The following is a 24,557-nucleotide window of genomic DNA, read 5'->3' on the forward strand; positions in this document are numbered from 1 at the left end:
ATGACAGGATCGGACGGCTCACAGCACTGGGCGCCGGGGGAGCACATCCTCTGGCGCTACCGCGGCAACGGCACCGGAGAGGTGCACATCTGCCGGCCGGTGACGGTCGTCCAGGACACCCCCGAGCTGCTCGCGGTCTGGATGGCGCCCGGCACCGAGTGCGTCCGGCCGGTGCTGGCCGACGGCACGCCCGTCCACGAGGAGCCGCTCGCCACCCGGTACACCGCCCCGCGCACCGTCGAGCGCGCGCGCTGGTCCGGCAGCGGGGTGCTGAAGCTGGCCCGGCCCGGCGAGCCGTGGTCGGTGTGGCTGTTCTGGGAGCGCGGCTGGCGCTTCCGCAGCTGGTACGTGAACCTTGAGGAGCCGCGGGTCCGGTGGTCCGGCGGCTTCGACTCCGAGGACCATTTCCTCGACATCTCCGTCTACCCCGACCGCAGCTGGCTGTGGCGGGACGAGGACGAGTTCGCGCAGGCCCAGCGGTCCGGTCTGATGGGCCCGGCGCAGGCGGCCCGGGTGCGGGCGGCCGGGGAGCGGGCGGTGGAGCGGATCAAGACGTGGGGGGCGCCGTTCGCGGACGGCTGGGAGGACTGGCGGCCCGATCCGGGATGGCCCGTTCCCGAGCTGCCGGCGGACTGGGATCGCACCCCGGCGCACACGGCGCCGTGAGACCCTTGATGCGCCCCCGGGGTTCAAACGTAGGATCGTCCTCCGCACGGCAGAGGCGGAACGAACACCACGTCAGACGCACCGGACATCACGTCAGACCGACCGAACAGCACGTCAACGACTCAGCACAGCACAGGACCTGACCAGAAGTCATCCACGAGGGGGAGCAGTGCCGGACGTGCGCCCGGGTGTGCGGACCCCTGCCGTTGCCGCGGTTCGCGGAGCGTCCACATCCGCTGCATACGAGGGGTTTATCCCCGCCGAAGGCGCGGCATCGGCGAGAAGAGCGAGTGCATCGCACCACCGGCCCGGACGGACGGAATCCCACGCGTGACGGAGCATCCCACCTCCCACGAAGGCCGGCAGCCCCTGGCTGCCCGGTCGCAGGAACGCGCGCGCCCTCGCCAGGAGGCGGCGGCCGGCCTGCCCTCCGACGTGCCCGGACAGCCGGGCGCTCCCGCGGCCCCCGGCGCGGACGTGCCCGCCCGGGGCGCCGCCCAGGACGCCCAGGGCGGCCCCGGCCGGCCGGGCACTCCGGGCGGCGGGCAGCGCCCGGCCGGTCCCGGCGGTGCGGGCCACCCCGGCGGCCCCGGCTCCCCGGGCGCCATGGCCGTCGCGGTCTCCCCCCAGCCGCCCGGCGGCGGGGCCCGCGGCGCGGACACCTCCGCGCGCCGGGAGGGCGACCGGCTGCGGTTCGTCGGAGCGGCGACCCGGCGCATCGCGCGGGGCATCGACCTGGACGAGATCGTGCTCGGTCTGTGCCGGGCCACCGTGCCGACCTTCTCCGACGAGATCCTGGTCTACCTCCGCGATCCGCTCCCGGTGGGCGACGAGCGGCCGGTGGCGCCGTTCGTGCTGCGGCTGCGCCGCACCGACCGGCTGCGGTTAAGCGAGGGGGAGGGCGAGGAGCTCGTCCTCGTGCCCGATCCGGATCCGACCCCCGCGGCCGAACTCTGCGAGGTGCGGAACGGCGGGGCGCTCGCCGAGGTCCTGCGCGGGGTCCGGCCGGTCTTCGGCGACTCCGCGGCCGCCAAGGCGGCGCTCACCGAACTGCTCGGGCCCGAGCACCCGTTGCCCGGCGGGCTGCGGGCGGTCCTCGCGCCGCTGCGCGGCCGGCGCCGGGTGATCGGGGCCGCCGTGTTCCTGCGCCGCCCCGAGCGGGCCGGCTTCGAGCCGAACGACCTGCTCGTCGCGGCGCAGCTGGCCACGCACACCGCGCTCGGCATCGACAAGGCCGTGCTGTACGGCCGTGAGGCGTACATCGCGGACGAGCTCCAGCGGACGATGCTGCCGGACTCGCTGCCGCAGCCGACCGGCGTCAAGCTCGCCTCGCGCTATCTGCCGGCGGCCGAGACCGCCCGCGTCGGCGGCGACTGGTACGACGCGATCCCGCTGCCCGGCAGCAGGGTCGCCCTGGTCGTCGGCGACGTCATGGGCCACTCCATGACCTCGGCGGCGATCATGGGCCAGCTGCGCACCACGGCGCAGACCCTGGCCGGTCTCGACCTGCCGCCGCAGGAGGTCCTGCACCACCTGGACGAGCAGGCGCAGCGGCTCGGCGAGAACCGCATGGCGACCTGCATGTACGCGGTGTACGACCCGGTCTCGCACCGGATCACGGTCGCGAACGCGGGCCATCCGCCGCCGATACTGCTCCACCTGGGCGGGCGCGCCGAGGTGCTGCGGGTGCCGCCCGGCGCCCCGATCGGGGTCGGCGGGGTGGACTTCGAGGCGGTCGAGCTGGACGCCCCGGCCGGTGCCACGCTGCTGCTGTACACGGACGGTCTGGTCGAGTCCCGGCTGCGGGACGTGTGGACCGGGATCGAGCAGCTGCGGGAGCGTCTCGCGGCGACGGCGCAGCTGACGGGCCCGGACCACTCGCCCCCGCTGGAGGCGCTCTGCGACGACGTCCTCGACATGCTGGGTCCGGGCGACCGGGACGACGACATCGCGCTGCTCGCGGCGCGGTTCGACGGGATCGCGCCGAGCGACGTGGCGTACTGGTTCCTGGAGCCGGAGGACGCGGCCCCGGGCCGGGCCCGGCGGCTCGCCCGGCGGGCGCTGGCGCGCTGGGACCTGGAGGAGCTGACGGACTCGGTCGAGCTGCTGATCAGCGAGGTCGTGACGAACGCCGTGCGGTACGCGGAGCGGCCGGTGACGCTGCGGCTGCTGCGGACGGACGTGCTGCGCTGCGAGGTCGGCGACGACTCCCCGCAGCTGCCCCGGCAGCGGCGGGCGCGCGACACGGACGAGGGCGGGCGCGGGCTGTTCCTGGTGAACCGGCTGGCCCGGCGGTGGGGGGCGACCCGGCTCTCGGGCGGCAAGGTGGTCTGGTTCGAGCTGGCGACCCGCACCTGAGGCGGCGCCGGAAGCGGCCCCGTACGACCCGTACCTGAGGCGGCGCCGGAAGCGGCCCCGTACGACCGAAGGCCGGACCCCTGTGCGGGGTCCGGCCTTCGGTCGTGGGGGCCGCCGTCAGCGCGGCGGGCCTCCGGTGCTGTTCGTGTCCGGTTCGCCGCCGTCCGGCGGCTGGACGGTCGTCGGCGCGGTCGTCGGCTCCTGGGTCCGCGTCGGTTCCTGGGTGGGCTCCGGCGGCGTGGTGACCGGGTCGGTCGTCGGCTGCGGCGGGGTGGTGGCCGTCGAGGTCGGCGGGGAGGTCGGGTCCGGGGAGGCCGTGGTGGGCTCCTGGGTCGGCTCCTCGGTCTCCGGGGCCTCGGTGGTCGGCGTGGGGTCCGGGGCGCTGCCGTCCGAGGAGGGGTCGGTCTCCAGGTCGAAGGTGGCGTCCGAGCCGCCGTTCAGGGCGCGCTCGGTGTAGTCGCCCCAGATCTGGGCGGGCGTGCGGCCACCGTTGGCGCGGCCGGGGTTGATGGTGTCGGTGAGGGTGACCTGGTTGCCCTTGGCGTCCTCGCCGAAGAGGCCGACGGCGGTGACCAGTTCGGGGGTGTAGCCCACGAACCAGGCGGAGCGGTTGTTCTCGGAGGTGCCGGTCTTGCCGGCGGCCTCGTAGTCGCCGGCGGCGCGCGTGCCGGAACCGCTGCGCACGACGCCCGTCATGGCCTTGGTGGCGGTGTCGGCGGCCTCACGGCTGATGACCTGCTCGCCGATCGCCTTGGCGCCCTTGACCGTGCGGTCCTTGTGCTCGGCGGTCTTCACCAGGGTCGGGGTGACCTTCTGGCCGTGGTTGTCGAGCGTCGCGTAGGCGCCGGCCATGTCCATGGTCGAGGCGCCCATGGTGCCGAGCGAGATGGCCGGGGTCTCGACGAAGTCCGCGCCGTCCTTCATGCCGAGGGCGAGGGCGGTCTTCTTGGCCTTGGCCGGGGTGACGTCGACGATCATCTGGGCGTAGACCGAGTTGATCGAGCTGTTGGTGGCCTTCTGGACGGTGACGGGTCCGTAGTCGTCGTCGTCCTCGTTCTCCGGGGCGAAGGCGATGGGGCTGCCGACGACCGGCCGCCGGCTGTTGCCGTCGTAGACGGTGCCGAGGCCGATCTCGCGGCCGTCCTGGGTGAGCGCCCTGTTGTCGATGGCGGAGGCCAGGACGATCGGCTTGAAGGTGGAGGCGGGCTGGTAGTCGCGGCGGGTCGCGTTGGACATCCAGTGCTCGGTGGCGCCGACGCCGCCGTACATCGCGACGACCGCGCCGGTCTTCGGGTCGACGGAGGTGGCGCCGGCCTGGACGGTGGCCTGCTTCTTGTCGTTCTTGCGGTCGAGCTTGTCCTCCAGCTGCTTGTCGACCGCCTTGACGAGGTCCTTCTGCCGCTTCTCGTCGATGTTGAGGGTGATGGTCCAGCCGCCGGCCTTGATGTCCTCCTCGCTGACGCCCTGGCGCATCAGCTCCTGGTTGGCGGCCTCGACGATGTAGCCGGTCTGGCCCTCCATGCCGGGGGCGGGCTTGGGCTTCTGCGGGACGGGGAACTTCATGCCGGCGCGCTCGGAGGGGCTGAGCCAGCCCTCGCCGACCATGTTGTCGAGGACGTAGTTCCAGCGCTCCTCGACGAGCTTGCGGCCGGTGGTGCTCGCCGAGGTCCAGTCGTACTGGTTGGGCGCCTGGAGCAGCGAGGCGAGGTAGGCGCCCTGCGCGGTGGTGAGCCGGGTGGCGTCGGTGCCGTAGTACGAGCGGGCGGCGGCCTGGATGCCGTAGGCGCTGCGCCCGTAGTAGCTGGTGTTCATGTACCCGGCGAGGATGTCGCTCTTGCTCATCTGCTGGTCCACCTTGACGGCGATGACCATTTCCTTGAGCTTGCGCGTGGCCGTCTGGTCCTGGCTCAGGTAGAAGTTCTTGACGTACTGCTGGGTGATCGTCGAGCCGCCCTGCTTGCCCTTGCCGGTGAGGGTGTTCCAGGCGGCGCGGGTGGTGCCCTTGATGTCGACGCCGTTGTCCTTGTAGAAGGTCTTGTTCTCGGCGGCGACGAACGCCTGCTGGACCTGCAGGGGGATCTTGTCGAGGCCGACGATCTCACGGTTGATCCTGCCCGTGCGGGCGAGGATCTTGCCGTTGGAGTACTTGTAGATGTTGCTCTGCATCGTCGCCTCGGCGTTGGCCGTCGGCACCGGGACCAGCAGGTACACGACGTAGAGGGCACCCATGCCGAGCAGGCAGAACACGAAGAAGGTGCCCAGGAGCTTCTTCCAGGTGAAGAGGCGGCGTATGCCGCGCTTCTTCGCCTTGCCCTTGTCCGATCGCCCCATGTGTCCAGTCGCTCCGCTCGTCGTGTGTCCGGCGCCCGTCGGTGCTGAGCCCGTCCGCGCCGGATCAGCTCAGCAAGCTAACACCGGCGAGGCGGACAAAGGACAACCGATCACGTCTTTTCCGGACGTGAGAATCAGCACCCATACCCACAGGAACCGACGCTCGGGCGGGGCGGATGGTTGCGTGAGGAGCCCGCTCCGCTTAGGCGGCGGAACCTCGCGCCCCGGGCTATACATCGTGCGTATACACCCCATGTACAGTGATCCCCATGTCCATCGGTCACACCCTGCTCGGGCTCCTGGAGTCCGGACCGCGCCACGGCTACGACCTCAAGCGCGCCTTCGACGAGAAGTTCGGCCAGGACCGGCCGCTCCATTACGGCCAGGTCTACTCGACCATGTCCCGGCTCCTGAAGAACGGCCTGGTCGTCGTCGACGGCATCGAGGCCGGCGGCGGCCCCGAGCGGAAGCGGTACGCGATCACCGAGGCCGGCATCACCGATGTCGCCCAGTGGCTCGCCACCCCCGAGAAGCCGGAGCCGTACCTCCAGTCCACGCTCTACACCAAGGTCGTGCTGGCCCTGCTCACCGGCCGCGGGGCCGCCGACATCCTCGACACCCAGCGCGCCGAGCACCTGCGCCTGATGCGCGAGCTCACCCGGCGCAAGCGGGACGGCGACCTCGCCGACCAGCTCATCTGCGACCACGCGCTCTTCCACCTGGAGGCGGACCTGCGCTGGCTGGAACTGACCGCCGCCCGCCTCGACGCCCTCGCCGAGGAGGTCCGCCGATGAGCACCGCCCCGCTGCTGACCGCCGCCGGCCTGGACAAGGCCTACGGCCCGACCCCGGCACTCGCGGGCGCCGACTTCGCGCTCCGGGCCGGCGAGGTCGTCGCCGTCATGGGCCCCTCCGGCTCGGGCAAGTCGACGCTCCTCCACTGCCTGGCCGGCATCGTCCGCCCCGACGCCGGCACCATCACCTACGACGGACGCGAGCTCACCGCGCTGTCCGACGGCGCGCGCAGCTCCCTGCGCCGCACCGACTTCGGCTTCGTCTTCCAGTTCGGCCAGCTCGTCCCCGAGCTGACCTGCGTCGAGAACGTCGCCCTGCCGCTCCGGCTGAACGGCGAGAAGCGCAAGGCCGCCGAGGCCAGGGCCGCCGAATGGCTCGCCCGCCTGGAGGTCGACGCCGTCGCGGGCAAGCGCCCCGGCGAGATATCCGGCGGCCAGGGCCAGCGCGTCGCCGTCGCCCGCGCCCTCGTCACCGCCCCGCGCGTGATCTTCGCCGACGAGCCGACCGGCGCGCTCGACTCCCTCAACGGCGAGCGGGTCATGCGCCTCCTCACCGACGCCTCCCGGGACACCGGCGCGGCCGTCGTCCTCGTCACCCACGAGGCCCGGGTCGCCGCGTACTCCGACCGCGAGGTCGTCGTGCGGGACGGTTCGGTACGGGACGCGGAGTGGGCGGCATGAGCCTCGGCACCTGGGCCCGCGACCTGACGCTCGGCGCCCGGTTCGCGGTCACCGGCGGCCGCTCCGGCCTGCTCCGCACCGTGCTGACCGCGACCGGCGTCGGCTTCGGCGTCGCCCTGCTGCTGCTCGCCGCCTCCTTCCCGAACATGCTCTTCCAGCGGGAGGTGCGGGAGTCGGTCCGGGCCGTCGACGGCAGCGAGCAGGTCACCTCGCCGCGCCCCGACTCCTTTCTCCACCTCACCCGGAACACCGTCTACCGGGACGACGTCATCAGCGGACTGCTGCTGCGCCCCGAGGGCGACGCGCCCCCGCTCCCGCCCGGCGCTCCGGCGTTCCCCGGGACCGGCGAGATGCTGGTCTCCCCCGCGCTCGGGAAGCTGCTCGACTCCCCCGAGGGCGCCCTGCTCAAGGAGCGGCTCCCCTACCGGACCGTCGGCACCATCGGACCGGCCGGGCTCATCGGCCCCGCCGAACTGCGGTACGTCGCCCACGTCGACTTCCTCAGCCCCGAGAACCTCGACGGGCGCGGCACGCGCTACGGCTGGTCGGTGCCCGAGGAACCGATGAACGCGTTCCTGATCCTCCTCGTCGTCGTCGCCTGCGTCGTCCTGCTCCTCCCGGTGCTGGTCTTCATCGCGACCGCCGTCCGCTTCGGCGGCGAGCAGCGCGACCGCCGGCTCGCGGCGCTGCGGCTGATCGGCGCGGACACCGCCACGACCCGGCGGATCGCGGCGGGCGAGTCCCTCGCGAGCGCGCTCCTCGGGCTCCTCGCGGGCCTCGGATTCTTCGCGGTGGCCCGGCAGTTCGCCGGCACCTTCACCATCTGGGACGTCAACGCCTACCCCGACGACGTCGTGCCGATGACCGCGCTCGCCGTGCTCGTCCTCGCCGTCGTCCCCGTCGCCTCGGTCGTGGTGAGCCTCTTCGCGCTGCGCGGGGTGGCGATCGAACCGCTCGGCGTGGTCCGCACGTCCACCCCGCGCCGCCGTCGGCTGTGGTGGCGGCTGCTGCTCCTCGTGGTCGGCGCGGCCTTCCTCGTCCCGCTCGTGGGCGAGGTGCAGGTGGCGGAGACCAGCATCGACGCCGTGGGCGTCGTGACGGGCACCACGCTCGCCCTGATCGGCCTCACCACGCTGCTGCCGTGGCTGGTCGAGGCCGGTGTGAAGCGGCTGCATTCCGGCCCGGTGGCCTGGCAGCTCGCGGTCCGCAGACTCCAGATGAGCAGCGGCACCGCGGCCCGCGCGGTCAGCGGGATCGTCGTCGCCGCGACCGGGGCGATCGCGCTCCAGATGCTCTTCCAGGCGATGGAGAGCGAGTTCACGCGGATCAGCGGCGAGGACCCCGCACGCGCCCAGATCGCGATCGGCATCGACGCCGGCACCGCGGCCGAGGCCCGCGGGATCATCGACCGGTTCGAGCGGACCGAGGGCGTGAGCGGAGCGATCGGCGTCGTCGAGTCGCACGTGTGGCGACCCGGGCCCCTGAAGGCGGGCGAGGACTTCTCCCCGATGGTCTCGCTCCGGGTCGGCGACTGCGCCTCCCTCCGGGAGTTCGCGAAGCTGCCCTCGTGCGCGGACGGCGACGTCTTCGTCTTCCTCGCGCACGGCGCCCAGGGCAACCCGGACGACACGTTCGTCACCAGGGCCGCCCGCCCCGGCGCCACGGTCGCCCTGCGCGACCCGCATCCGCACCCGAGCACGCCGCGGCCCCCGAAGGGCACCCCGCTGCCGCAGTGGCGCATCCCCGCCACGGCCAGGGTCGTGGACTCCCGCCCGGACCCGACGGGCATGTACGAGTACGGCGTCCTCGCCACCCCGTCGTCGATCGGCACGCTCCCGCTCGACGAGCCCGAGGCGACGACCATGGTGCGGCTCGACCCGGCGGTGCCGGACGCCGCCGACCGCGTACGGAACACGGCGGACGCCATCGACCCGACCTCCTGGGTCCGCACGCTGAAGGAGACCGAGCGCGACGCGGCGTTCTCCAGCGTCCGCACCGGCATCCTCGTGGGCTCCACGCTGACGATGCTCCTGGTGGCGGCCTCGCTCCTGGTCGCGACCCTGGAGCAGTTGAGGGACCGCAAGCGGCTGCTCTCCTCGCTGGTCGCCTTCGGCACCCGGCGCTCCACCCTGAGCTGGTCGGTGCTGTGGCAGACGGCGGTGCCGATCCTCATCGGGCTGGTGCTGTCCGTGGCGGGCGGCCTCGGCCTCGGCGTGGTCCTGCTGAAGCTGGGCGGACTGCCGGTCCTGGACTGGTGGGGCTTCCTGCCCGTCGTCGGGATCGGCCTCGGGCTGATCGCCGCCGTGACGGTGCTGAGCATGCCGGTGCTGTGGCGGCTGATGCGGGCGGACGGGCTGCGCACGGAGTAACCCGCCGATCGCGCGTACGAGGGGGGCGTCGGCTCCTGGTGCCGGGGGGCGCCAGGAGCGGGCGCCCCTCACCCGTACGAGGTCACCCGCACCGGAAGCTCGGCCATCGCCCCGCGCAGGGCCTCGGCGAGCTCCTCGAACTCGGCGTGCCGGGCCGCGCCCGCCCGCATCGCCAGGGCGATCCGCCGCGAGGGCGCCGGCTCGGCGAAGCGCCCGGTCCACAGGGCGGTGTTACGGGCGGTCTCCACGGTCACGGCGGTGCGCGGCAGCAGGGTCACCCCGAGACCGCCGGCGACGAGCTGCACCAGGGTGGCGAGCCCGGCGGCGGTGGTGGTGACCTCGGCGCCGTCGGCCCGCCCGGCCTCCCGGCAGATGTCGAGGGCCTGGTCGCGCAGGCAGTGCCCCTCGTCGAGCAGCAGCAGCCGCAGCTCCCTGAGGGCCTCGCGCGGGATGTCGTCCCGCCCCGCGAGCGGGTGGCCCTCCGGGGTGACCAGGACGAAGTCCTCGTCGAAGAGCGGGAGTTCGGTGACGCCGGGCACACCGAGCGGCACGGCGAGCAGCAGCAGGTCGAGCCGCCCGGCGGCGAGTCCCTCCAGGAGCGAGGAGGTCTGCTCCTCGTGGACCTGGAGGTCGAGGTCGGGGTAGCTCCGGTGGACGAGCCGCAGGACGGTGGGCAGCAGGTACGGCGCCACGGTGGGGATCACGCCGAGCCGCAGGACGCCGGTGAAGGGGGCCTGGGCCGCCTCGGCCTCCTCCATGAGCTCCGCCACCGCGTCGAGGACGGTCCGGGCGCGGGCCGCGAGCCGTTCCCCCGCGGGCGAGAGCAGCACCTTCCGCGTCGTACGCTCAAGGAGCTGGACACCGAGTGCCTCTTCGAGAGCCGAAACCGCGCCCGAGAGTGCGGGCTGACTCATGCCGATGGCGGACGCCGCGTCGCGGAAGTGCAGATGCTCGGCGACCGCCACGAAGGCTCTGAGCTGCGAAAGGCTCGGCTGTTTGCCGCGGTGCGGGCCGTGCGGGGGGCTGTACGGGGATGCCACTGATAACCACCTTCGATCAACACGACCCACTCTAGCTATTTCACTGATCAATGCACTCCGTGCCATGCTGTGAGCCGTCCAACCCCTCACGGAAGACCCCAAAAGGGCACCTTCCACCCTGCAAGGAGAGCGCGTGCTCACTGTCGGTGACAAGTTCCCCACCTACGACCTGACCGCCTGCGTGTCGCTGGAGAGCGGCAAGGAGTTCGCGCAGATCGACCACAAGTCCTACGAGGGCAAGTGGCGCGTGGTGTTCTTCTGGCCGAAGGACTTCACCTTCGTCTGCCCGACCGAGATCGCCGCGTTCGGCAAGCTGAACGACGAGTTCGCCGACCGCGACGCGCAGATCCTCGGCGTCTCCGGCGACTCCGAGTTCGTGCACCACGCCTGGCGCAAGGACCACGCCGACCTGCGTGACCTGCCCTTCCCGATGCTGGCCGACTCGAAGCACGAGCTCATGAGCGACTGCGGCGTCCGCGGCGAGGACGGCTTCGCCCAGCGCGCCGTCTTCATCGTGGACCCGAACAACGAGATCCAGTTCACCATGGTGACCGCCGGCTCCGTCGGCCGTAACCCCAAGGAGGTCCTGCGGGTCCTCGACGCCCTGCAGACCGACGAGCTCTGCCCGTGCAACTGGAACAAGGGCGAGAGCACCCTCGACGCCGCCGCCCTCCTCTCGGGCGAGTAAGGGCGATCCGACATGGCTCTCGACGAACTGAAGTCCGCCATACCGGACTTCGCCAAGGACCTGAAGCTGAACCTCGGTTCGGTCATCGGCAACAGTGACCTCCCGCAGCAGCAGCTGTGGGGCACCGTCCTCGCCTGCGCGATCGCCTCGCGCTCGCCGAAGGTGCTCAAGGAGCTGGAGCCCGAGGCCCAGGCCAACCTGAAGCCCGAGGCGTACCAGGCCGCCAAGTCCGCCGCCGCGATCATGGCGATGAACAACGTCTTCTACCGGACCCGGCACCTGCTGTCGGACCCCGAGTACGGGACGCTGCGCGCCGGCCTGCGGATGAACGTCATCGGCAACCCGGGCGTCGAGAAGGTCGACTTCGAGCTGTGGTCGCTGGCCGTCTCCGCGATCAACGGCTGCGGCCAGTGCCTCGACTCGCACGAGCAGGTCCTGCGGCAGGCCGGTGTCGACCGCGCCACCATCCAGGAGGCCGTGAAGATCGCCGCGGTGATCCAGGCGGTCGGCGTCACGCTGGACGCGGAAGCGGTCCTCGCCGAGTAGGGCGACGCCGTCGTACGAGAAGGGCCCCGGGGCTTCGCGCCCCGGGGCCCTTCCGTCACTTCTTGAGCACCGCCATGAGCGCCAGCATGTCCTGGGTCATGGGGACGTCGATCCCGGACAGGTCGAGCCACTTGCCCTCGCCGAGCGGGTTCCCGTTCGCGTCGGTCGAGTACTGCCGGTAGATGCTCAGCTCGATCTCGGCGTGCCCGTCGAGGATCCTGAGCTCCCCACCGTCGCCGCCGCTGTCGGTGAACCAGGCCTGCTCCCCGAGACCGCCGATCGGCGTGGTGAGGTCGGCGTACTTCGCCCGTGCCGCGAACTCGGGCTCCGGGTCCGTCACCTTGTGCAGGCTGTACGTCAGGGTGGCGCTGTACCCGGCGTCCGGGTCGCCGAAGGCCATCGAGCACGAGGTCTCGTACACGGCCGGCTCGTTCATCTCGGGTCCGACGCCGTCCTGGCTGCGCTTGCCGAGGATCCCGCCGAGCGCCTTCAGCTTCGCCACCCCGCAGAGGTCCACCTCCGCGGTGTACCCGCCCAGTGCGGGGCCCGGTTCCTTCTTCTGCCCGTACGCGTAGAGCCCGCCGCCCCACACCGCCGAGGCGAGCACCGCGCCGCCGAGCGCCCACAGCCAGGGGCGGCGGGCCCGGGGCGGGCGCGGCGGCGGGACCTCGGTGAGCACCTCGGGGGCGTCGAACCCCTCGCCGCCCACGAGCTCCGGCTCGGATATCACTTGTACTCCCCCTCGGCGGCGCCGGGCGCCGGGACGGGTGCCACGGCGAAGGCGGTCGCGCCGCGCGGCTCGGGGGTGCTGCGGAGGGCCTGTTCGGTGCTGTACGCGCGGAGGTAGCCGACGACAGTGTTGAGGACGGCGACCAGCGGGACGGCGACGACGGCGCCGCCGATCCCGGCGGTGAGGCCGCCGGCGGCGACGGCGAGGACGACGGCGAGGGGGTGGACGCGGACGGCCCGGCCGAGGATGAACGGCTGGAGGACGTGGCCTTCGATCTGCTGCACGGCGAGCACGACGACCAGCACCATCAGGGCGGTGAACACCCCGTTGGTGACGAGGGCGACGACGCAGGCGAGGGCACCGGAGATGACGGCGCCGACCAGCGGGATGAAGGCGAAGAGGAAGATGAACACGGCCAGCGGCACGGCCATCGGCACGTCGAGGAACCAGAGCCCGAGGCCGATGAAGACGGCGTCGATGAGGGCCACGAGGACCGTGCCGCGGACGTAGGCGGTGAGGGTGCGCCAGGCGCGCGGTCCGGCGCCGGCGACACCGGGGCGGGCCTGGGCGGGCACGAGCTTGAGCGTCCACTCCCAGACCTTCTTCCCGTCGTAGAGCAGGAAGAGGGTGCAGAACATGGCCAGCAGGATGCCGGTCATGGCCTCCACGATGACGGTGACGCCCTGGAGTCCGGCGGAGGTGATCTGCTCGGCGTTGGCGCCGATGGCCTCGCTGAGGTTCTTGGCGATGTCGTTGATCTGCTGCTCGGTGACGTGGAACGGGCTGTCGAGCAGCCAGTGCTTGAGCTCCTCGATGCCGTCCTTGACGCGGTCGGACAGGTTGTCGACGTTGTCCATGACCTGCCAGACCACGAACCAGCCGACCAGGCCCATGATCACGAAGCCGGAGACGGCGGTGACGGCGGTGGCGAGCCCGCGGGGCAGGCCCTTGCGGCGCAGCATGGCCACGGTGGGCTGGAGCAGCGCGGTGACGAGGAGCGCCGCGACGAAGGCGAGGACGACCAGCTGCACGGAGCTGATCACCTTCATCAGGACCCAGACCGTGCCGGCGAGGACGAGCAGCCGCCACCCCGCCTCGGCGGCCACGCGCATGCCCCAGGGGATGGCGGCGACGGGGTCGGGGCGGGCGGCCACGGCGGGCGCGTACGACGGGGGCGCGGGGACGGAGCGGCCGGACTCGGCGGGGGCCTCGGCCGGCTCGGCGGCCTCGGTCTCCGGGAGCGGCGCGGCGGTGTCGGGGTCGGGTTCGGCGTCCGGCCGCGCGGACCCGGCCTCCTGCGGGAGGTCGTGGACGTACGGCGGTCCGAGCGGGTCCTCCCGCTCCGCCTCGGCCCGGCGCTCGTCGAGTCGTTCACCCATGCGGCTCAGGCTCTCGCCCAGCCGGCCCAGCCACCCTGGCACTCCGGACATCTTCTCTCTCTTCCCCCCGCTCATTCCTCCTCGCGAACCTACACGCAAGAAGCCCCTCACCGTAGGACGGTGAGGGGCTCCCGGAGGTTGAGCGCGGTACTAGTACCAGCGGTTGGCCTGCCAGAACGACCAGGCACCGCACGGGCTGCCGTAGCGGCTGTCCATGTAGTTGAGGCCCCACTTGATCTGGGTGGCCGGGTTCGTCTGCCAGTCGGCGCCGGCCGAGGACATCTTGGAGCCGGGAAGGGCCTGCACGAGACCGTAGGCACCCGAGGACGGGTTCGTCGCGCGGTAGTTCCAGCCGGACTCGTGGTCCACGATGTTGCTGAAGCACGAGAACTGGTCGGACGACATCATCTGCCGCGCCATCGCCTTGACGTCGGCGACGCTGTAGGAGCCCTGCGCGGCGAAGGACGTCGCGTCGCGGACGGAGGAGCGGTTGGCGCGCTCCTCGGCCTCCTTGCGCTCCTTCTCGGCCTTCTCCTCGGCGGCGGCCTTGTCGGCGGCCTTCTTCTTCGCCTCGGCGTCCTTGGCGGCGCGGATGCGGGCCGCCTCCTCCGCGGACTTCTTCGCGGCCGAGTCGGCAGCGGCGGCCTGCGCGTCGGCCTGCTCCGTGAGGGAGGAGACCTGTACCTGCGCCTGCTCCCCCGCGGGGATGTCCGCGAGCAGCGTGGTGTCGGCCGCGGTGGCCTCGAAGTTGTCGTCCGAGGCCTGGGCGGCGTTGCCCGAGGCAACACCCACGACAGCGCCGACGGTGGTGACCGCAGTGGCCGAAGCCACCGCGAATCCCCGGACCGAGATCCGGCTCACACGGTTTCCTTCCAGCACGCCCGCACAGGTGACCACGCGGGCGAAATCGTGCCCCTGGCACTGGTCTCCGACGTACGGGGTCACAGAAGACACGGGCCCGTGGTGCTGTGGGCGGCATACGACGACGACTGTGGAGTTGTGTGGTGCTGGTGCGCACCCTGAGGGTGCACGTGTGCCGTATGCGGGGCCTGACGGAAGCAAGACTCTGCCGGACGGCGACGCCGCAAGGCAATTCCGTGTTGCGTGTGAAAGCTCACACCTCGGTGGACGCAGGTGTTTTGACGGATACCCGGGACAAGGGGGCGCCGCCCGGCTAAGCTCCCACGCTCTGCCGGGCGGCGCCAACTTCCTTACCCGTACGGACGGGTACGAATCGGTCAGATCTGACCGTCCTCCAGCATCTCGGTCACGAGCGCGGCGATCTGCGAGCGCTCGGAGCGGGTGAGGGTGACGTGGGCGAAGAGCGGATGCCCCTTCAGTTTCTCGACCACGGCGACGACTCCGTCGTACCGCCCCACCCGGAGGTTGTCCCGCTGGGCGACGTCATGGGTCAGGACGACCCGGGAATTCGCCCCGATCCTGGACAGAACGGTCAACAGGACGTTCCGCTCCAGGGACTGTGCCTCGTCCACGATGACGAAGGCGTCGTGGAGGGAGCGGCCCCGGATGTGGGTGAGCGGCAGGACCTCCAGCATCCCGCGCCCGAGCACCTCCTCGATGACCTCGCGGCTCGCGACCGAGGACAGCGTGTCGAAGACGGCCTGGGCCCACGGGCTCATCTTCTCGGACTCGCTGCCCGGCAGGTATCCGAGCTCCTGGCCGCCGACCGCGTACAGCGGACGGAAGACCATCACCTTCTGGTGCTGACGGCGCTCCAGGACCGCTTCCAGGCCCGCGCAGAGCGCGAGCGCGGACTTGCCGGTGCCGGCCCGGCCGCCCATCGAGATGATGCCGACGTCCGGGTCGAGCAGCAGGTCCAGCGCGATCCGCTGCTCGGCGCTGCGGCCGTGCAGCCCGAAGGCCTCGCGGTCGCCGCGGACGAGCCGTACGTTCCCCTCGGGGGTGACCCGGCCGAGCGCCTTGCCGCGCTCGGACTGGAGCACCAGGCCCGTGTGGACCGGAAGCTCGGCGGCCTCCGGCACGTACAGCGTGTTCTGCTCGAAGAGCAGGTCGACCTGCTCGCCGGAGAGCGCCAGCTCGGACATCCCGGTCCAGCCGTTGGCGTCCGTGATGGCGAGCTCGGCGCGGTACTCCTCGGCGAGGAGCCCGACCGAGGAGGCCTTGATGCGCAGCGGCAGGTCCTTGGAGACGACGGTGACGTCGTACCCCTCCGCCTGGAGGTTGCGCGCGACCGCGAGGATCCGTGAGTCGTTGTCCCCCAACCTGTAGCCGGCGGGCAGGACGCCGGGGTCGGAATGGTTGAGTTCGACACGCAGGGTGCCGCCCAGCTCCCCGACGGGGAGGGGGGCGTCGAGGCGTCCGTACCGGACCCGGAAGTCGTCGAGCAGGCGGAGTGCCTGCCGGGCGAAGTAGCCGAGTTCGGGATGGTGCCGCTTGGCCTCCAGCTCCGTCACGACGACGATCGGGAGCACCACCTCGTGCTCCTCGAACCGCGAGACGGCGTTGGGGTCGGCCAGCAGGACGCTGGTGTCGAGAACATAGGTGCGCCGGTCGGAAAGGCGGCGCTTCGTGCTGGTCACCACGGAAGGACAGACCCCCTCGGAAGACCCCTGTGAGGTCGGGGTGCGACGGAACCGGTGTCGCTGCGGAATGGGACCGGGCTCAGGCCGCGATGCGCGGGCCGAACCTCGGCCCTCCGCTTCTCCCGTACGTGTCCCGCACGGTCGTCCTGGTGCAAGGGGCCTCCCGGGTGGCGGTCTCCGTGCCGCTCACTTCACCAGGGATATGCCCTCGAACACCGTCTGCCATGCCATGGCATATGACGACGTGTTCATGAACACGAGGTGATCGTTTCCGACCGGGAATGTCCGGAGGGTGTTCCGAAGGCGATCAGGAGCCGTAGCGCCGGTGCCGGGCCGCGTAGTCCCGCAGCGCCCGCAGGAAGTCGACCTTCCGGAAGGCCGGCCAGTGGACCTCGCAGAAGTAGTACTCCGAGTGCGCGCTCTGCCACAGCATGAACCCGGAGAGGCGCTGCTCGCCGCTGGTCCTGATCACCAGGTCCGGATCGGGCTGACCGCGCGTGTACAGGTGCTCCGAGATGTGCTCGACGTCCACGATCTCGGCGAGCTCCTCGAAGCTCGTCCCCCGCTCCGCGTGCTCAAGGAGCAGCGAGCGGACCGCGTCCGCGATCTCCTGCCGGCCCCCGTAGCCCACCGCGACGTTCACGAGTATCCCCGTGTTGCCCTGGGTGGCCTGCTCGGCCTCCTTCAGCACCGTCTGGGTCCGCGCCGGCAGCAGGTCCATCGTGCCCACGTGGTGGACCCGCCAGCGGCCGTCGGCGGCCAGCGAACGCACCGCGTTCTCGATGATGCCGAGCAGCGGGACGAGCTGCTCCTCGGGGCGGTTCAGGTTGTCCGTGGAGAGCATCCAGAGCGTGACGACCTCGACGTCCGTCTCGGCACACCAGCCGAGCAGCTCCTGGATCTTGTCCGCACCGGCCTTGTGTCCCTGCTCGGGGGTCCCGCCGGACGCCTTCGCCCAGCGACGGTTCCCGTCGAGGATGACCCCGATGTGCTTGGGCACCTGGGTGTGGTCGAGGCGGCCTTCCACCCGGCGTGCGTAGAGCCCGTACACCAGGTCGCGCAGGTTCACTGTTCTTTACCCCTCCATGCAGTGTCGGCCCCCGAAGCCGCCACACTACTGCGCACGGGCGACGGGCTCCCAGCCCAGGACTGTCACAAGTCCGTGATAAGCAGAGATACGTGACTGATTCCCCCCTGTACCGCGCTTCCGCGGACCGTTACGAGACCATGGAGTACCGCCGCACCGGCCGCAGCGGCCTCAAGCTCCCGGCGGTCTCGCTCGGCCTCTGGCACAACTTCGGCGACGACAAGGCCCTCGACACCCAGCGCGCGATCCTGCGCCGCGCCTTCGACCTCGGCGTCACCCACTTCGACCTGGCGAACAACTACGGGCCGCCGCCCGGCTCCGCCGAGCTGAACTTCGGCAAGCTCTTCGCCCAGGACTTCGCGCCCTACCGCGACGAGCTGATCATCTCCACCAAGGCCGGCTACGAGATGCACCCCGGCCCCTACGGCGAGTGGGGCTCCCGCAAGTACCTGATGTCCTCGCTCGACGCCTCCCTGAAGCGGATGGGCCTCGACTACGTCGACATCTTCTACTCGCACCGCTTCGACCCGCACACCCCGCTGGAGGAGACGATGGGGGCCCTGGCCTCCGCCGTCCAGCAGGGCAAGGCGCTGTACGTCGGCGTCTCCTCGTACAACAGCGAGCAGACCGCCGAGGCCGCCCGGATCCTCACCGAGATGGGCGTCCGCCCGCTCATCCACCAGCCCTCGTACTCCATGATCAACCGGTGGACCGAGGAGGACGCCCTCCTGGACACCCTGGAGGCGGCCGGCATGGGCTGCATCTCCTTCGTCCCGCTCGCGCAGGGACTGCTCACCAACAAGTACCTGAAGGGCATCCCGGAGGGCTCGCGGGCCACCCAGGGCAAGTCCCTCGACCCGAACCTGCTCTCCGACGAGGTGCTGCGCCGGCTGCGCGGCCTCGCGGACATCGCCGAGCGGCGCGGGCAGTCCCTCGCCCAGCTGGCGCTGGCCTGGGTGCTGCGGGACGAGCGGATGACCTCGGCGCTGATCGGCGCCTCCAGCGTCGCCCAGCTGGAGGAGAACGTGGCCGCCGTCGCGGGCCCCCCGCTCACCGACGAGGAGCTCAAGGAGATCGACTCGTTCGCGGTCGACACCGCCGGCACGAACATCTGGGCCGGCCGGGGCTGACGGTCCCGGAGGGAAGCGGGACAAGAAAAACGGGCCGGTCCGTGGGGGGGATACGGACCGGCCCGAGGGGGGGTTTCCACCATAACCCTTCGATAGTCGTGTTGCGCGCCACGTGCGCCGAACGAACCCGCTCGGATTCGCCGGATCCCAAGCGGCACAAGGGATCCGGGGCCCCGTGGCGGGTTTGCGCCCCGGCGTGGCGGCGGGGATCCGTCCCTCCGAAGAGGGACCGGCCGGCCGGGGCGCGGCGTTGACGGAAGCGGCCCCGCGGGCCGCCCTTCCGGCAAGTCGGCGGCCGGTCCGGCACCGCACGGGCCCCGAGGCGGGCAGGGTCCTCAGGCCGGGGCGGTGAACGCGCCGAGGAGAAGGCCGAGCAGCCCTCCCCCGAGCATGAAGGGGCCGAACGGGATCGCCGAGGAACGGCCCGCCCGCCCGAGCAGGACGAGACCGAGGCCGTACACCGCGCCGAGCAGGAAGCCCGCGAAGGCCCCCGCGAACAGCACGCCCCAGCCGTACCAGCCGAGCGCGGCGCCCAGCGGGACCGCCAGCTTCACGTCGCCGAAGCCGAGCCCGCCCGGGTTGACCGCGTGCAGCACCAGATAGGCCCCTCCGAGGACGAGCCCGCCCAGCAGCGCGTGGACCCAGGAGCCCGCCGCGTACGGAAGGAGAGCGGCCGCGCCGAGCAGCAGCGGCACCCCGGCCGCGAGCGGCAGGGTCACGCCGTCCGGAAGCCGGTGCACGCGCGCGTCCACCCCGGCGAGGAGGACCGCGAACGGCACGACGAGCAGCCAGACCACGAGCTCCGGCCGGGGCAGGCCGGTCGCGGCGGCGAGCACCGCGCAGGCGAGCCCGGTGAGCGACGGGGCGAGCAGCGGACTCGCGGTGGTCGCGCAGGCCCGCCGCCCCGGACCGCCGAGCCAGCCGCGCGCCGGCCCGGCGAGGACGTGCCCGGCGGGACAGCGGTCCCGCCACGGCTCCTCCGGCTCCACGGCGAGCCGGTACGCGGCCCGGGGCACGAGCAGCCCGACGGCGGCCCCCCACAGGGCGGCGACGGCGATCAGCGTGACGTACACGGACGAGACCCTAGGCGTCCCTGGCGCTACGGTCTGCCGCATGGGGAAATGGGTGGACGGGACGGGGACGCTGGCGGTGGCCGGCCTGGAGGTCCCACTGGAGGTGGCCGCCTCGTACCGGGCCCGCCGGCGGGGGCTCCTCGGCCGGGACGGACTCCCGGGGGCGCTGCTCATCGTCCGGACGAACAGCGTGCACACCTTCGGCATGCGGTTCCCGATCGACGTGGCCTACCTGGACGGGTCGCTCACGGTCCGGTCCGTGGTGACGATGCGTCCGGGACGGCTCGGCATGATCCGGCCGCTCGGCCGGCACGTGCTGGAGGCGGAGGCGGGCGCCATGGCGGGATGGGGTCTGGAACGGGGGGTACGCGTGCGCGTGGACCTCACGGGGGCCCCGAACCCAGCAGGGTGAACGCCCCGTACGCACCGGAGGCCAGCGCCAGCCCGGCGAGGACGGGCACGGCGGTGCGGCGCCGCACCCGCGCGAGGGCCACGGCGGGCGGCAGCAGCAGCCCGAACGCCGGCATCATCAGCCGCGGCCGGGAACCGAAGTACGCCGCGCCGACGAGCGAGACGAACACCACGCCGATCGTGTACACGAGCAGCGGCAGCGGCTGCCGCTGACGCACGCACAGCGCGACCAGCCACCCCAGCAGCCCGACCGCCGCGCACAGGCCGAGGGCGGCCGGCCACGGCAGGCCCGCGATGAACCGGGCCAGGGCGACACCGCCGTCGATGGAGTTGCCCCAGGCCGCCTGCACGTCGAAGTAGGCGGTGGGGCTCCCCTCACGGACCCCGACGTAGGCGATGTACGCGAGCCAGCCCAGCGGCGCGATCAGCACACCGGCCACCGTCCGCGCGGGCAGCCGCCGTTCCCGTACGAGCGTGACGAGGGCCGTGACGCCCAGCGCGGCGATCAGCGCGGCGGCCGTCGGACGGGTCAGCCCGGCGGCCGCGCACAGGACACCCGCCAGGATCCAGCGCCCGCGCAGCACCGCGTACAGCGACCAGGCGGCGAGGGCCGTGAACAGCGTCTCGGTGTACGCCATCGACTGGACGAACGCCGTGGGGTACACGCCCCAGAGGACGGCGAGGAGCACGCCCGCGCGTGGACCGGCGACCTGGGCGCCGCACCGGTGGATCCCCCAGGCGGCGGCGAGCCCGGCGGTCCAGGAGACGAGGAGTCCGGCGGTGCCGGCGTCGACCGGGAGAACGGCCGACAGACCGCGCTCCAGAGCCGGGAACAGCGGGAAGAAGGCGAGGTCGGAGTGGACGTCGCCGTTCGGCAGGGTGACCTGGTAGCCGTACCCGTGCTCCGCGACCCGGACGTACCAGACGGAGTCCCAGCGCCCCTTGAGCCGGTGCAGCCCGTCCTCACCGGACGCCGCGGCGGCCACGGCCAGGACGACGAGACCGACGAGGCGGGTGGCGGCGTAGCCGCCGAGGGCGGCGAGGGTGGCGCGATCGGGCCGGCCGGGCAGGGAGAGGGACGGGGACATGCGTCCGATTATCCCGGCGGCCCGATCGACTCAGCCGAGGGGCCTTATCCGGACGAACTTCGCGGCCATCACGGGACCCAGCTGCTCGACGATGCCGTGCCCCGGCTCCTGCGGCGAGGGCAGGTCCCCCAGGAAGGAGGTGACGATGACCTCGTCGATGCCGAGGACCCCGCGCGCGCTCTGCTCCTCCAGGAAGGCGAGCGTGCTGCGCCAGTCGGCGGCGCCGGGAGCCTCGCCGAGGAAGGAGCGGACGGTGTCCTGCACGACGTCCCAGAAGAAGACGTGCGGCAGGACACCGCCCTGATGGAAGACATGGGTCTCGTACACGCCCCGGAACTCGGGGATGCGGGTGACGAGATCACTGACCAACTGCACGCCGGAAGCGACGTTCGGGCTCGCCGTCATCTGTCCAGAATGCTCCTGCCAGGGACATACGTCTCGCCGTATTTACGCTTTCCTGGCGACGTCTTTCGCCGGGTTTTCCACAGGGGGTGCGAAGTGTCCCCCTTCCGTGGATCGTTGCGCGTATGTACGAGTTGGCGATCCTCGCCAGGGGCGGGGTCCTCCTGACGGTCTGGGCGGTCGCGGCGGGCTGGCCGCCGGGCCGGCTGGCCGGACGGCTGCGCCGCGACGGCTGGCAGCGGATCTGCCGGGGCGCCTGGGCGGCGCCCGGCAGAGAGGTGGACTGGCGGCTGCGGGCGACCGCCCTCCAGTTCCTGCGCCCCGAGCTGGTGTGCAGCCACACGACGGCGGCGCGACTGCACCGCATCGACGTGCTGGACGGGCAGTCCACGCCGGAGCGCCTCCACTTCACGGCGCCGCGTCCGGCCGGCCCGGCCCGAGGCGACGGCATCCGGATCCACACGACCGCCTTCCTCACCGACCGGGACCGGGCGCTCCGGAGAGGGCTGCGGACGACGACCCCGGCGCGGACGGTCGGCGACCTGATACGGGCCTCCGCGACCCGGGAGCAGGCGGTGGTCGTCGCGGACTCCGCCCTTGGACGGCGAGCGGTCGAAGGCGTGCGCCGGGAGGCCCTCGTCCGGTACGAGGAGCTGGTCGCCGAACTCGCCGCACCCCGCCGCGGCGCGGCCCGCGCCCGCACCTGGCTGCCCCTGGCGGAACCGGCGTCGGGGTCCCCGGCGGAGACGGTGGCCCGGCTCCGGATGGGTGACGCGGGCCTCGTCCCCGAATGCCAGCCGGTCCTCCACACGGCGGACGGCCGGCCCCTGCGCCCGGACTTCCTCTTCCGCACGGCGGGCCTGGCGGTCGAGGTCGAGGGCTACGCCTTCCACGGCACCCGCCGCGCCCACGAACGGGACGTGGCCCGCTTCAACGCGCTCCAGTCCTGCCCGGAGGTCCGCCGGGTGCTGCGCTTCACCGCCAGGGAGGTCTTCCACCGCCCGGACCGCATGACGGCCACGATCCGGGCGGCGCTGGAGCTCTAGGGCGGTCAGACAGGCCCTAGGGGGCGGAGGTCCGGGGGAAGGAGATCTCGACGCGCCGGTTCTTCTTCCGCCCCTCCTCGGTGCGGTTGTCGGCGATCGGGTAGTCCTCGCTGTAGCCGCGGACGTCGAACGCCGTGCCGGGGTCGAGGGCGCGGGCCAGCACCTGCTGCACGGCGACGGCCCGCTGCTTCGACAGCTTGAGCCCGTGCTCGTACGTCCCGAGATCGTCGGTGAACCCGAAGACCCGGACCCGCCCGGAGCCCATCTTCTCGACCTCGGCGGCGATCGCGGCGATGCGGGCGGAGGCGGCGGGGGTGAGCGTGGCGCTGTTCTTCGGGAACAGCACCTCGGCCTGCAAGGCGAACGTCACGTCCACGTTGGTGTCCTGCCGCCGCTGCTGCCCGCCCTCCTCCTCGACGATCTGCTTGATGTCGAGCACCTTGGCGGGGGCGAGGGTGGCGCCGTCGGGGAGCATCAGCCCCGGGGACTCCGGATCGATGACGGGCGCGGGCGAGGCACTCCCGGCGGACCCGGGCGGATCGTCGGCGTGAGCGACGGGCACGGGCAGGAGCACGACGGCCGTGAGCACGAGAGCGGCGAGGCGGCGGTGAGTGATCATCGTCATGACGTCGCCTCAGGAGAGCTTGAGGGTGGCGGGTTCGAAGGTGGGGAGCTGGAGGGAGACTTCGGTGGTGTTGGCGGGGGGTGCGGGGAATTGCATGAAGACGTCGACAGCCTTTCCAGCCGAGACGATGCCCAGACCCGTTGTGGTCAACGGCCGCCCATCCGTGTCACGCAGAACGTAGTAGCGCTTCTTCCCTACGCCGTCGACGAGCGTCGCTCCTCCGAGGGACGTGCCGTGCTTCAGCACCTCCGTTTCGTCCCCCCTCACGTTGTCGGGAACAGCACGTCCCTTGTCGGACGTGTTCTTCAGAGTGCCCTTGAGCGTCAGGAACCCGCCGGAGTCACGCTCCGCCGTATTGATGGTCAGCTCGAAGCCGTCTTGCCCCTTGGTGACCGCCAGTGTCTCCACCGGCTCCTCTGCAGGCTCTGCCGCCGGCGCACTCACGTTCCCGCGTGTAGCCGACGCCGTGGATGCAGGCTTGTCCGCCTTCGGCTCCTCCTCGGCCGTGCAGCCGACCGTGAGCAGAGCCATTGAAGCAATCGCCAGGGAGGCCAGCCCCTTTCGTGCGTACCGAACATCCATGAAGGGCGCTTCCTTTACTCGTCGTCGCCGGCCAGTCGGACAGTGAACAGATCCGCAGCACTCGGCAGTTTCGGGTCGCGGGGGTCGATGATCCAAGGTTCGCCATCACAAGTGAGTCCGAGAATCGGCTCGTCCTGCTCGTCCGGCTCCTCAGCAGGTGACGTGGGGTCGGGATCCGGGCTCTGAGACTCCTCCGGTTCAGACTCCTCCGGTTCCGTGAAGGTGCACTTCGGCTCGATCAAGGCATTGGCGGACGCCGTAGCGTGCTGTGCCTCCGTTCCGGGGATGATCGACCGCCCGACGCTTCGCGTCGTACGCACTCGGACGCTGAAGCCCTCACGCCCCGAGTCAAGTTGCCCACAGCCATCGTCCACGACTTCCGCATCGTTCCTGGCGGCAAAGACAGCCGCCGAACGACATGCAGAGAGGGAGTCATAATCCCTCCCCTGCAGAAAGTCATCCCATTGCTGGGGATCTGCAATCACCCCGAGCCAACCCGTTCGCAGTTGCTCCCTCGCATCCTGCGCCGCGGCCAACGCGGCTGCGTCAGCGGCGGTCTGTGCGCCATTGCGAGTTGACGCAGCCTGTCCCACCACGAAGTAGACGAATGCAAGGAACAGCAACCCGGCGATCACCGCGACGTAGACAGGAAACGCCTGCCCCCTATCCCCGCCTCTGCCGCAGGCGACGGCTATCCGGCCAGCTCCGCGACCTTGTTCTTGATCGCGGTCATGATCGTGGTCCCGATATCCGTACCCGTGATCGCGATAACGATCGCCACCACCACCACGATGATCCCCAGATACTCCACCGCCGTCTGCCCGCGGTCCCCCCGCAGCAGTCGGCCGGTCACCGTCAGCTTGGCCCTCGTCAGGGCCTTGAGCATCGCGTCGTTCATCGTGGTCCCCTCCGCGTTCGGACGCCTGCGCTTGGGCACCGTACGCCGACGGGCGGGTCGGCGGGCAGGG

24 protein-coding genes are annotated in these 24,557 nt (G+C 71.8%); 10 read left to right on the plus strand and 14 right to left on the minus strand.

The genetic code is table 11. The features are described 5' to 3' along the window. Both fomD and ABTY59_RS00910 read left to right on the plus strand, forming a co-directional pair. Entirely contained in the window at positions 1-666 is a 666-nt protein-coding gene (fomD, locus tag ABTY59_RS00905) for a cytidylyl-2-hydroxypropylphosphonate hydrolase (RefSeq protein WP_352016765.1), read from the plus strand. A 330-nt stretch (positions 667-996) separates the two neighbouring features. Further along, the gene (locus ABTY59_RS00910) at positions 997-3,024 is read left to right on the plus strand and encodes a SpoIIE family protein phosphatase (protein ID WP_352016766.1); all 2,028 of its coding nucleotides are present in this window, start codon (positions 997-999) and stop codon (positions 3,022-3,024) included. Positions 3,025-3,141: 117 nt separating this feature from the next. Here ABTY59_RS00910 and ABTY59_RS00915 read toward each other — a convergent pair whose 3' ends face one another. Next, entirely contained in the window at positions 3,142-5,355 is a 2,214-nt protein-coding gene (locus ABTY59_RS00915) for a transglycosylase domain-containing protein (RefSeq protein WP_352016767.1), read from the minus strand. A gap of 269 nt (positions 5,356-5,624) precedes the next feature. Between ABTY59_RS00915 and ABTY59_RS00920 the strand changes: the two genes are divergently transcribed. Genes ABTY59_RS00920 through ABTY59_RS00930 form a run of 3 tightly spaced genes read left to right on the plus strand, consistent with a single transcriptional unit; the run spans position 5,625 to position 9,198 of the window. Further along, complete coding sequence (locus ABTY59_RS00920) at positions 5,625-6,149, plus strand: PadR family transcriptional regulator (protein ID WP_352016768.1); 525 nt, start codon at positions 5,625-5,627, stop codon at positions 6,147-6,149. Next, positions 6,146-6,829, plus strand: coding sequence for an ABC transporter ATP-binding protein (locus ABTY59_RS00925; RefSeq protein ID WP_352016769.1), 684 nt, complete (start codon positions 6,146-6,148; stop codon positions 6,827-6,829). Before ABTY59_RS00920 ends, ABTY59_RS00925 begins: the two co-directional genes overlap by 4 nt. Then, the gene (locus tag ABTY59_RS00930) at positions 6,826-9,198 is read left to right on the plus strand and encodes an FtsX-like permease family protein (RefSeq protein WP_352016770.1); all 2,373 of its coding nucleotides are present in this window, start codon (positions 6,826-6,828) and stop codon (positions 9,196-9,198) included. Before ABTY59_RS00925 ends, ABTY59_RS00930 begins: the two co-directional genes overlap by 4 nt. Positions 9,199-9,266: 68 nt before the next feature. Here ABTY59_RS00930 and ABTY59_RS00935 read toward each other — a convergent pair whose 3' ends face one another. Then, positions 9,267-10,238 carry a LysR substrate-binding domain-containing protein gene (locus ABTY59_RS00935; protein WP_352016771.1) on the minus strand — a complete coding sequence of 324 codons (972 nt, stop codon included), beginning with the start codon at positions 10,236-10,238 and terminating at the stop codon, positions 9,267-9,269. A 133-nt stretch (positions 10,239-10,371) separates the two neighbouring features. Here ABTY59_RS00935 and ABTY59_RS00940 point away from each other — a divergent pair, with 133 nt between their 5' ends. Next, positions 10,372-10,926 carry a peroxiredoxin gene (locus ABTY59_RS00940; RefSeq protein ID WP_352016772.1) on the plus strand — a complete coding sequence of 185 codons (555 nt, stop codon included), beginning with the start codon at positions 10,372-10,374 and terminating at the stop codon, positions 10,924-10,926. 12 nt (positions 10,927-10,938) lie between these two features. Further along, on the plus strand, positions 10,939-11,472 hold the full coding sequence (locus tag ABTY59_RS00945) for an alkyl hydroperoxide reductase (protein ID WP_017239860.1): 534 nt from the start codon (positions 10,939-10,941) through the stop codon (positions 11,470-11,472). Positions 11,473-11,527: 55 nt separating this feature from the next. Here the strand turns inward: ABTY59_RS00945 and ABTY59_RS00950 are convergent, their stop codons facing one another. From ABTY59_RS00950 to ABTY59_RS00970, 5 genes are all read right to left on the minus strand, one after another. Continuing rightward, entirely contained in the window at positions 11,528-12,202 is a 675-nt protein-coding gene (locus tag ABTY59_RS00950; protein WP_352016773.1) for a hypothetical protein, read from the minus strand. After that, positions 12,199-13,632 (minus strand): AI-2E family transporter, encoded by a 1,434-nt coding sequence (locus tag ABTY59_RS00955; RefSeq protein ID WP_352016774.1) that lies wholly within the window; start codon positions 13,630-13,632, stop codon positions 12,199-12,201. Before ABTY59_RS00955 ends, ABTY59_RS00950 begins: the two co-directional genes overlap by 4 nt. A 99-nt stretch (positions 13,633-13,731) precedes the next feature. Further along, positions 13,732-14,442 (minus strand): aggregation-promoting factor C-terminal-like domain-containing protein, encoded by a 711-nt coding sequence (locus tag ABTY59_RS00960; RefSeq protein WP_352016775.1) that lies wholly within the window; start codon positions 14,440-14,442, stop codon positions 13,732-13,734. A gap of 377 nt (positions 14,443-14,819) precedes the next feature. Continuing rightward, entirely contained in the window at positions 14,820-16,145 is a 1,326-nt protein-coding gene (gene phoH2 / locus ABTY59_RS00965; RefSeq protein WP_352016776.1) for an RNA 5'-3' helicase PhoH2, read from the minus strand. Between the two features lie 307 nt (positions 16,146-16,452). Beyond that, a complete protein-coding gene (locus tag ABTY59_RS00970) occupies positions 16,453-17,214 on the minus strand; it encodes an isoprenyl transferase (RefSeq protein ID WP_352016777.1) in 762 nt (253 codons plus the stop codon). A gap of 110 nt (positions 17,215-17,324) precedes the next feature. Between ABTY59_RS00970 and mgrA the strand changes: the two genes are divergently transcribed. Then, positions 17,325-18,362, plus strand: coding sequence for an L-glyceraldehyde 3-phosphate reductase (gene mgrA, locus ABTY59_RS00975; protein ID WP_352016778.1), 1,038 nt, complete (start codon positions 17,325-17,327; stop codon positions 18,360-18,362). A 335-nt stretch (positions 18,363-18,697) separates the two neighbouring features. Here the strand turns inward: mgrA and ABTY59_RS00980 are convergent, their stop codons facing one another. Further along, on the minus strand, positions 18,698-19,435 hold the full coding sequence (locus ABTY59_RS00980) for a prepilin peptidase (RefSeq protein WP_352016779.1): 738 nt from the start codon (positions 19,433-19,435) through the stop codon (positions 18,698-18,700). Positions 19,436-19,475: 40 nt separating this feature from the next. On the opposite strand from ABTY59_RS00980, the gene ABTY59_RS00985 reads away from it, so the two are divergent. After that, positions 19,476-19,847: a DUF192 domain-containing protein gene (locus tag ABTY59_RS00985; RefSeq protein WP_352016780.1), complete on the plus strand. Its 372-nt coding sequence runs from the start codon at positions 19,476-19,478 to the stop codon at positions 19,845-19,847. Here the strand turns inward: ABTY59_RS00985 and ABTY59_RS00990 are convergent. Together ABTY59_RS00990 and ABTY59_RS00995 are read right to left on the minus strand one after the other, a co-directional pair. Next, positions 19,819-20,934, minus strand: coding sequence for a putative hexosyltransferase (locus ABTY59_RS00990; RefSeq protein WP_352016781.1), 1,116 nt, complete (start codon positions 20,932-20,934; stop codon positions 19,819-19,821). The genes ABTY59_RS00985 and ABTY59_RS00990 overlap by 29 nt on opposite strands. A gap of 30 nt (positions 20,935-20,964) precedes the next feature. Beyond that, positions 20,965-21,339 (minus strand): hypothetical protein, encoded by a 375-nt coding sequence (locus tag ABTY59_RS00995; protein WP_352016782.1) that lies wholly within the window; start codon positions 21,337-21,339, stop codon positions 20,965-20,967. Positions 21,340-21,461: 122 nt separating this feature from the next. On the opposite strand from ABTY59_RS00995, the gene ABTY59_RS01000 reads away from it, so the two are divergent. Then, the gene (locus tag ABTY59_RS01000) at positions 21,462-22,382 is read left to right on the plus strand and encodes a hypothetical protein (protein ID WP_352016783.1); all 921 of its coding nucleotides are present in this window, start codon (positions 21,462-21,464) and stop codon (positions 22,380-22,382) included. 16 nt (positions 22,383-22,398) lie between these two features. On the opposite strand, the gene ABTY59_RS01005 is transcribed toward ABTY59_RS01000, so the two are convergent. The 4 genes from ABTY59_RS01005 to ABTY59_RS01020 are packed head-to-tail and all read right to left on the minus strand — an operon-like array spanning position 22,399 to position 24,487. Beyond that, complete coding sequence (locus ABTY59_RS01005; protein WP_352016784.1) at positions 22,399-23,007, minus strand: OmpA family protein; 609 nt, start codon at positions 23,005-23,007, stop codon at positions 22,399-22,401. A 9-nt stretch (positions 23,008-23,016) separates the two neighbouring features. After that, positions 23,017-23,589, minus strand: a complete 573-nt coding sequence (locus ABTY59_RS01010; protein ID WP_352016785.1) for a hypothetical protein — start codon at positions 23,587-23,589, stop codon at positions 23,017-23,019. A gap of 14 nt (positions 23,590-23,603) precedes the next feature. Continuing rightward, positions 23,604-24,284, minus strand: coding sequence for a pilus assembly protein TadG-related protein (locus ABTY59_RS01015; protein ID WP_352017294.1), 681 nt, complete (start codon positions 24,282-24,284; stop codon positions 23,604-23,606). Further along, positions 24,281-24,487 (minus strand): Flp family type IVb pilin, encoded by a 207-nt coding sequence (locus tag ABTY59_RS01020; RefSeq protein WP_352017295.1) that lies wholly within the window; start codon positions 24,485-24,487, stop codon positions 24,281-24,283. Before ABTY59_RS01020 ends, ABTY59_RS01015 begins: the two co-directional genes overlap by 4 nt. Positions 24,488-24,557: the final 70 nt, after the last annotated feature.

Source organism: Streptomyces sp. NPDC096079 (genome assembly GCF_040303145.1).
Taxonomy (GTDB): domain Bacteria; phylum Actinomycetota; class Actinomycetes; order Streptomycetales; family Streptomycetaceae; genus Streptomyces.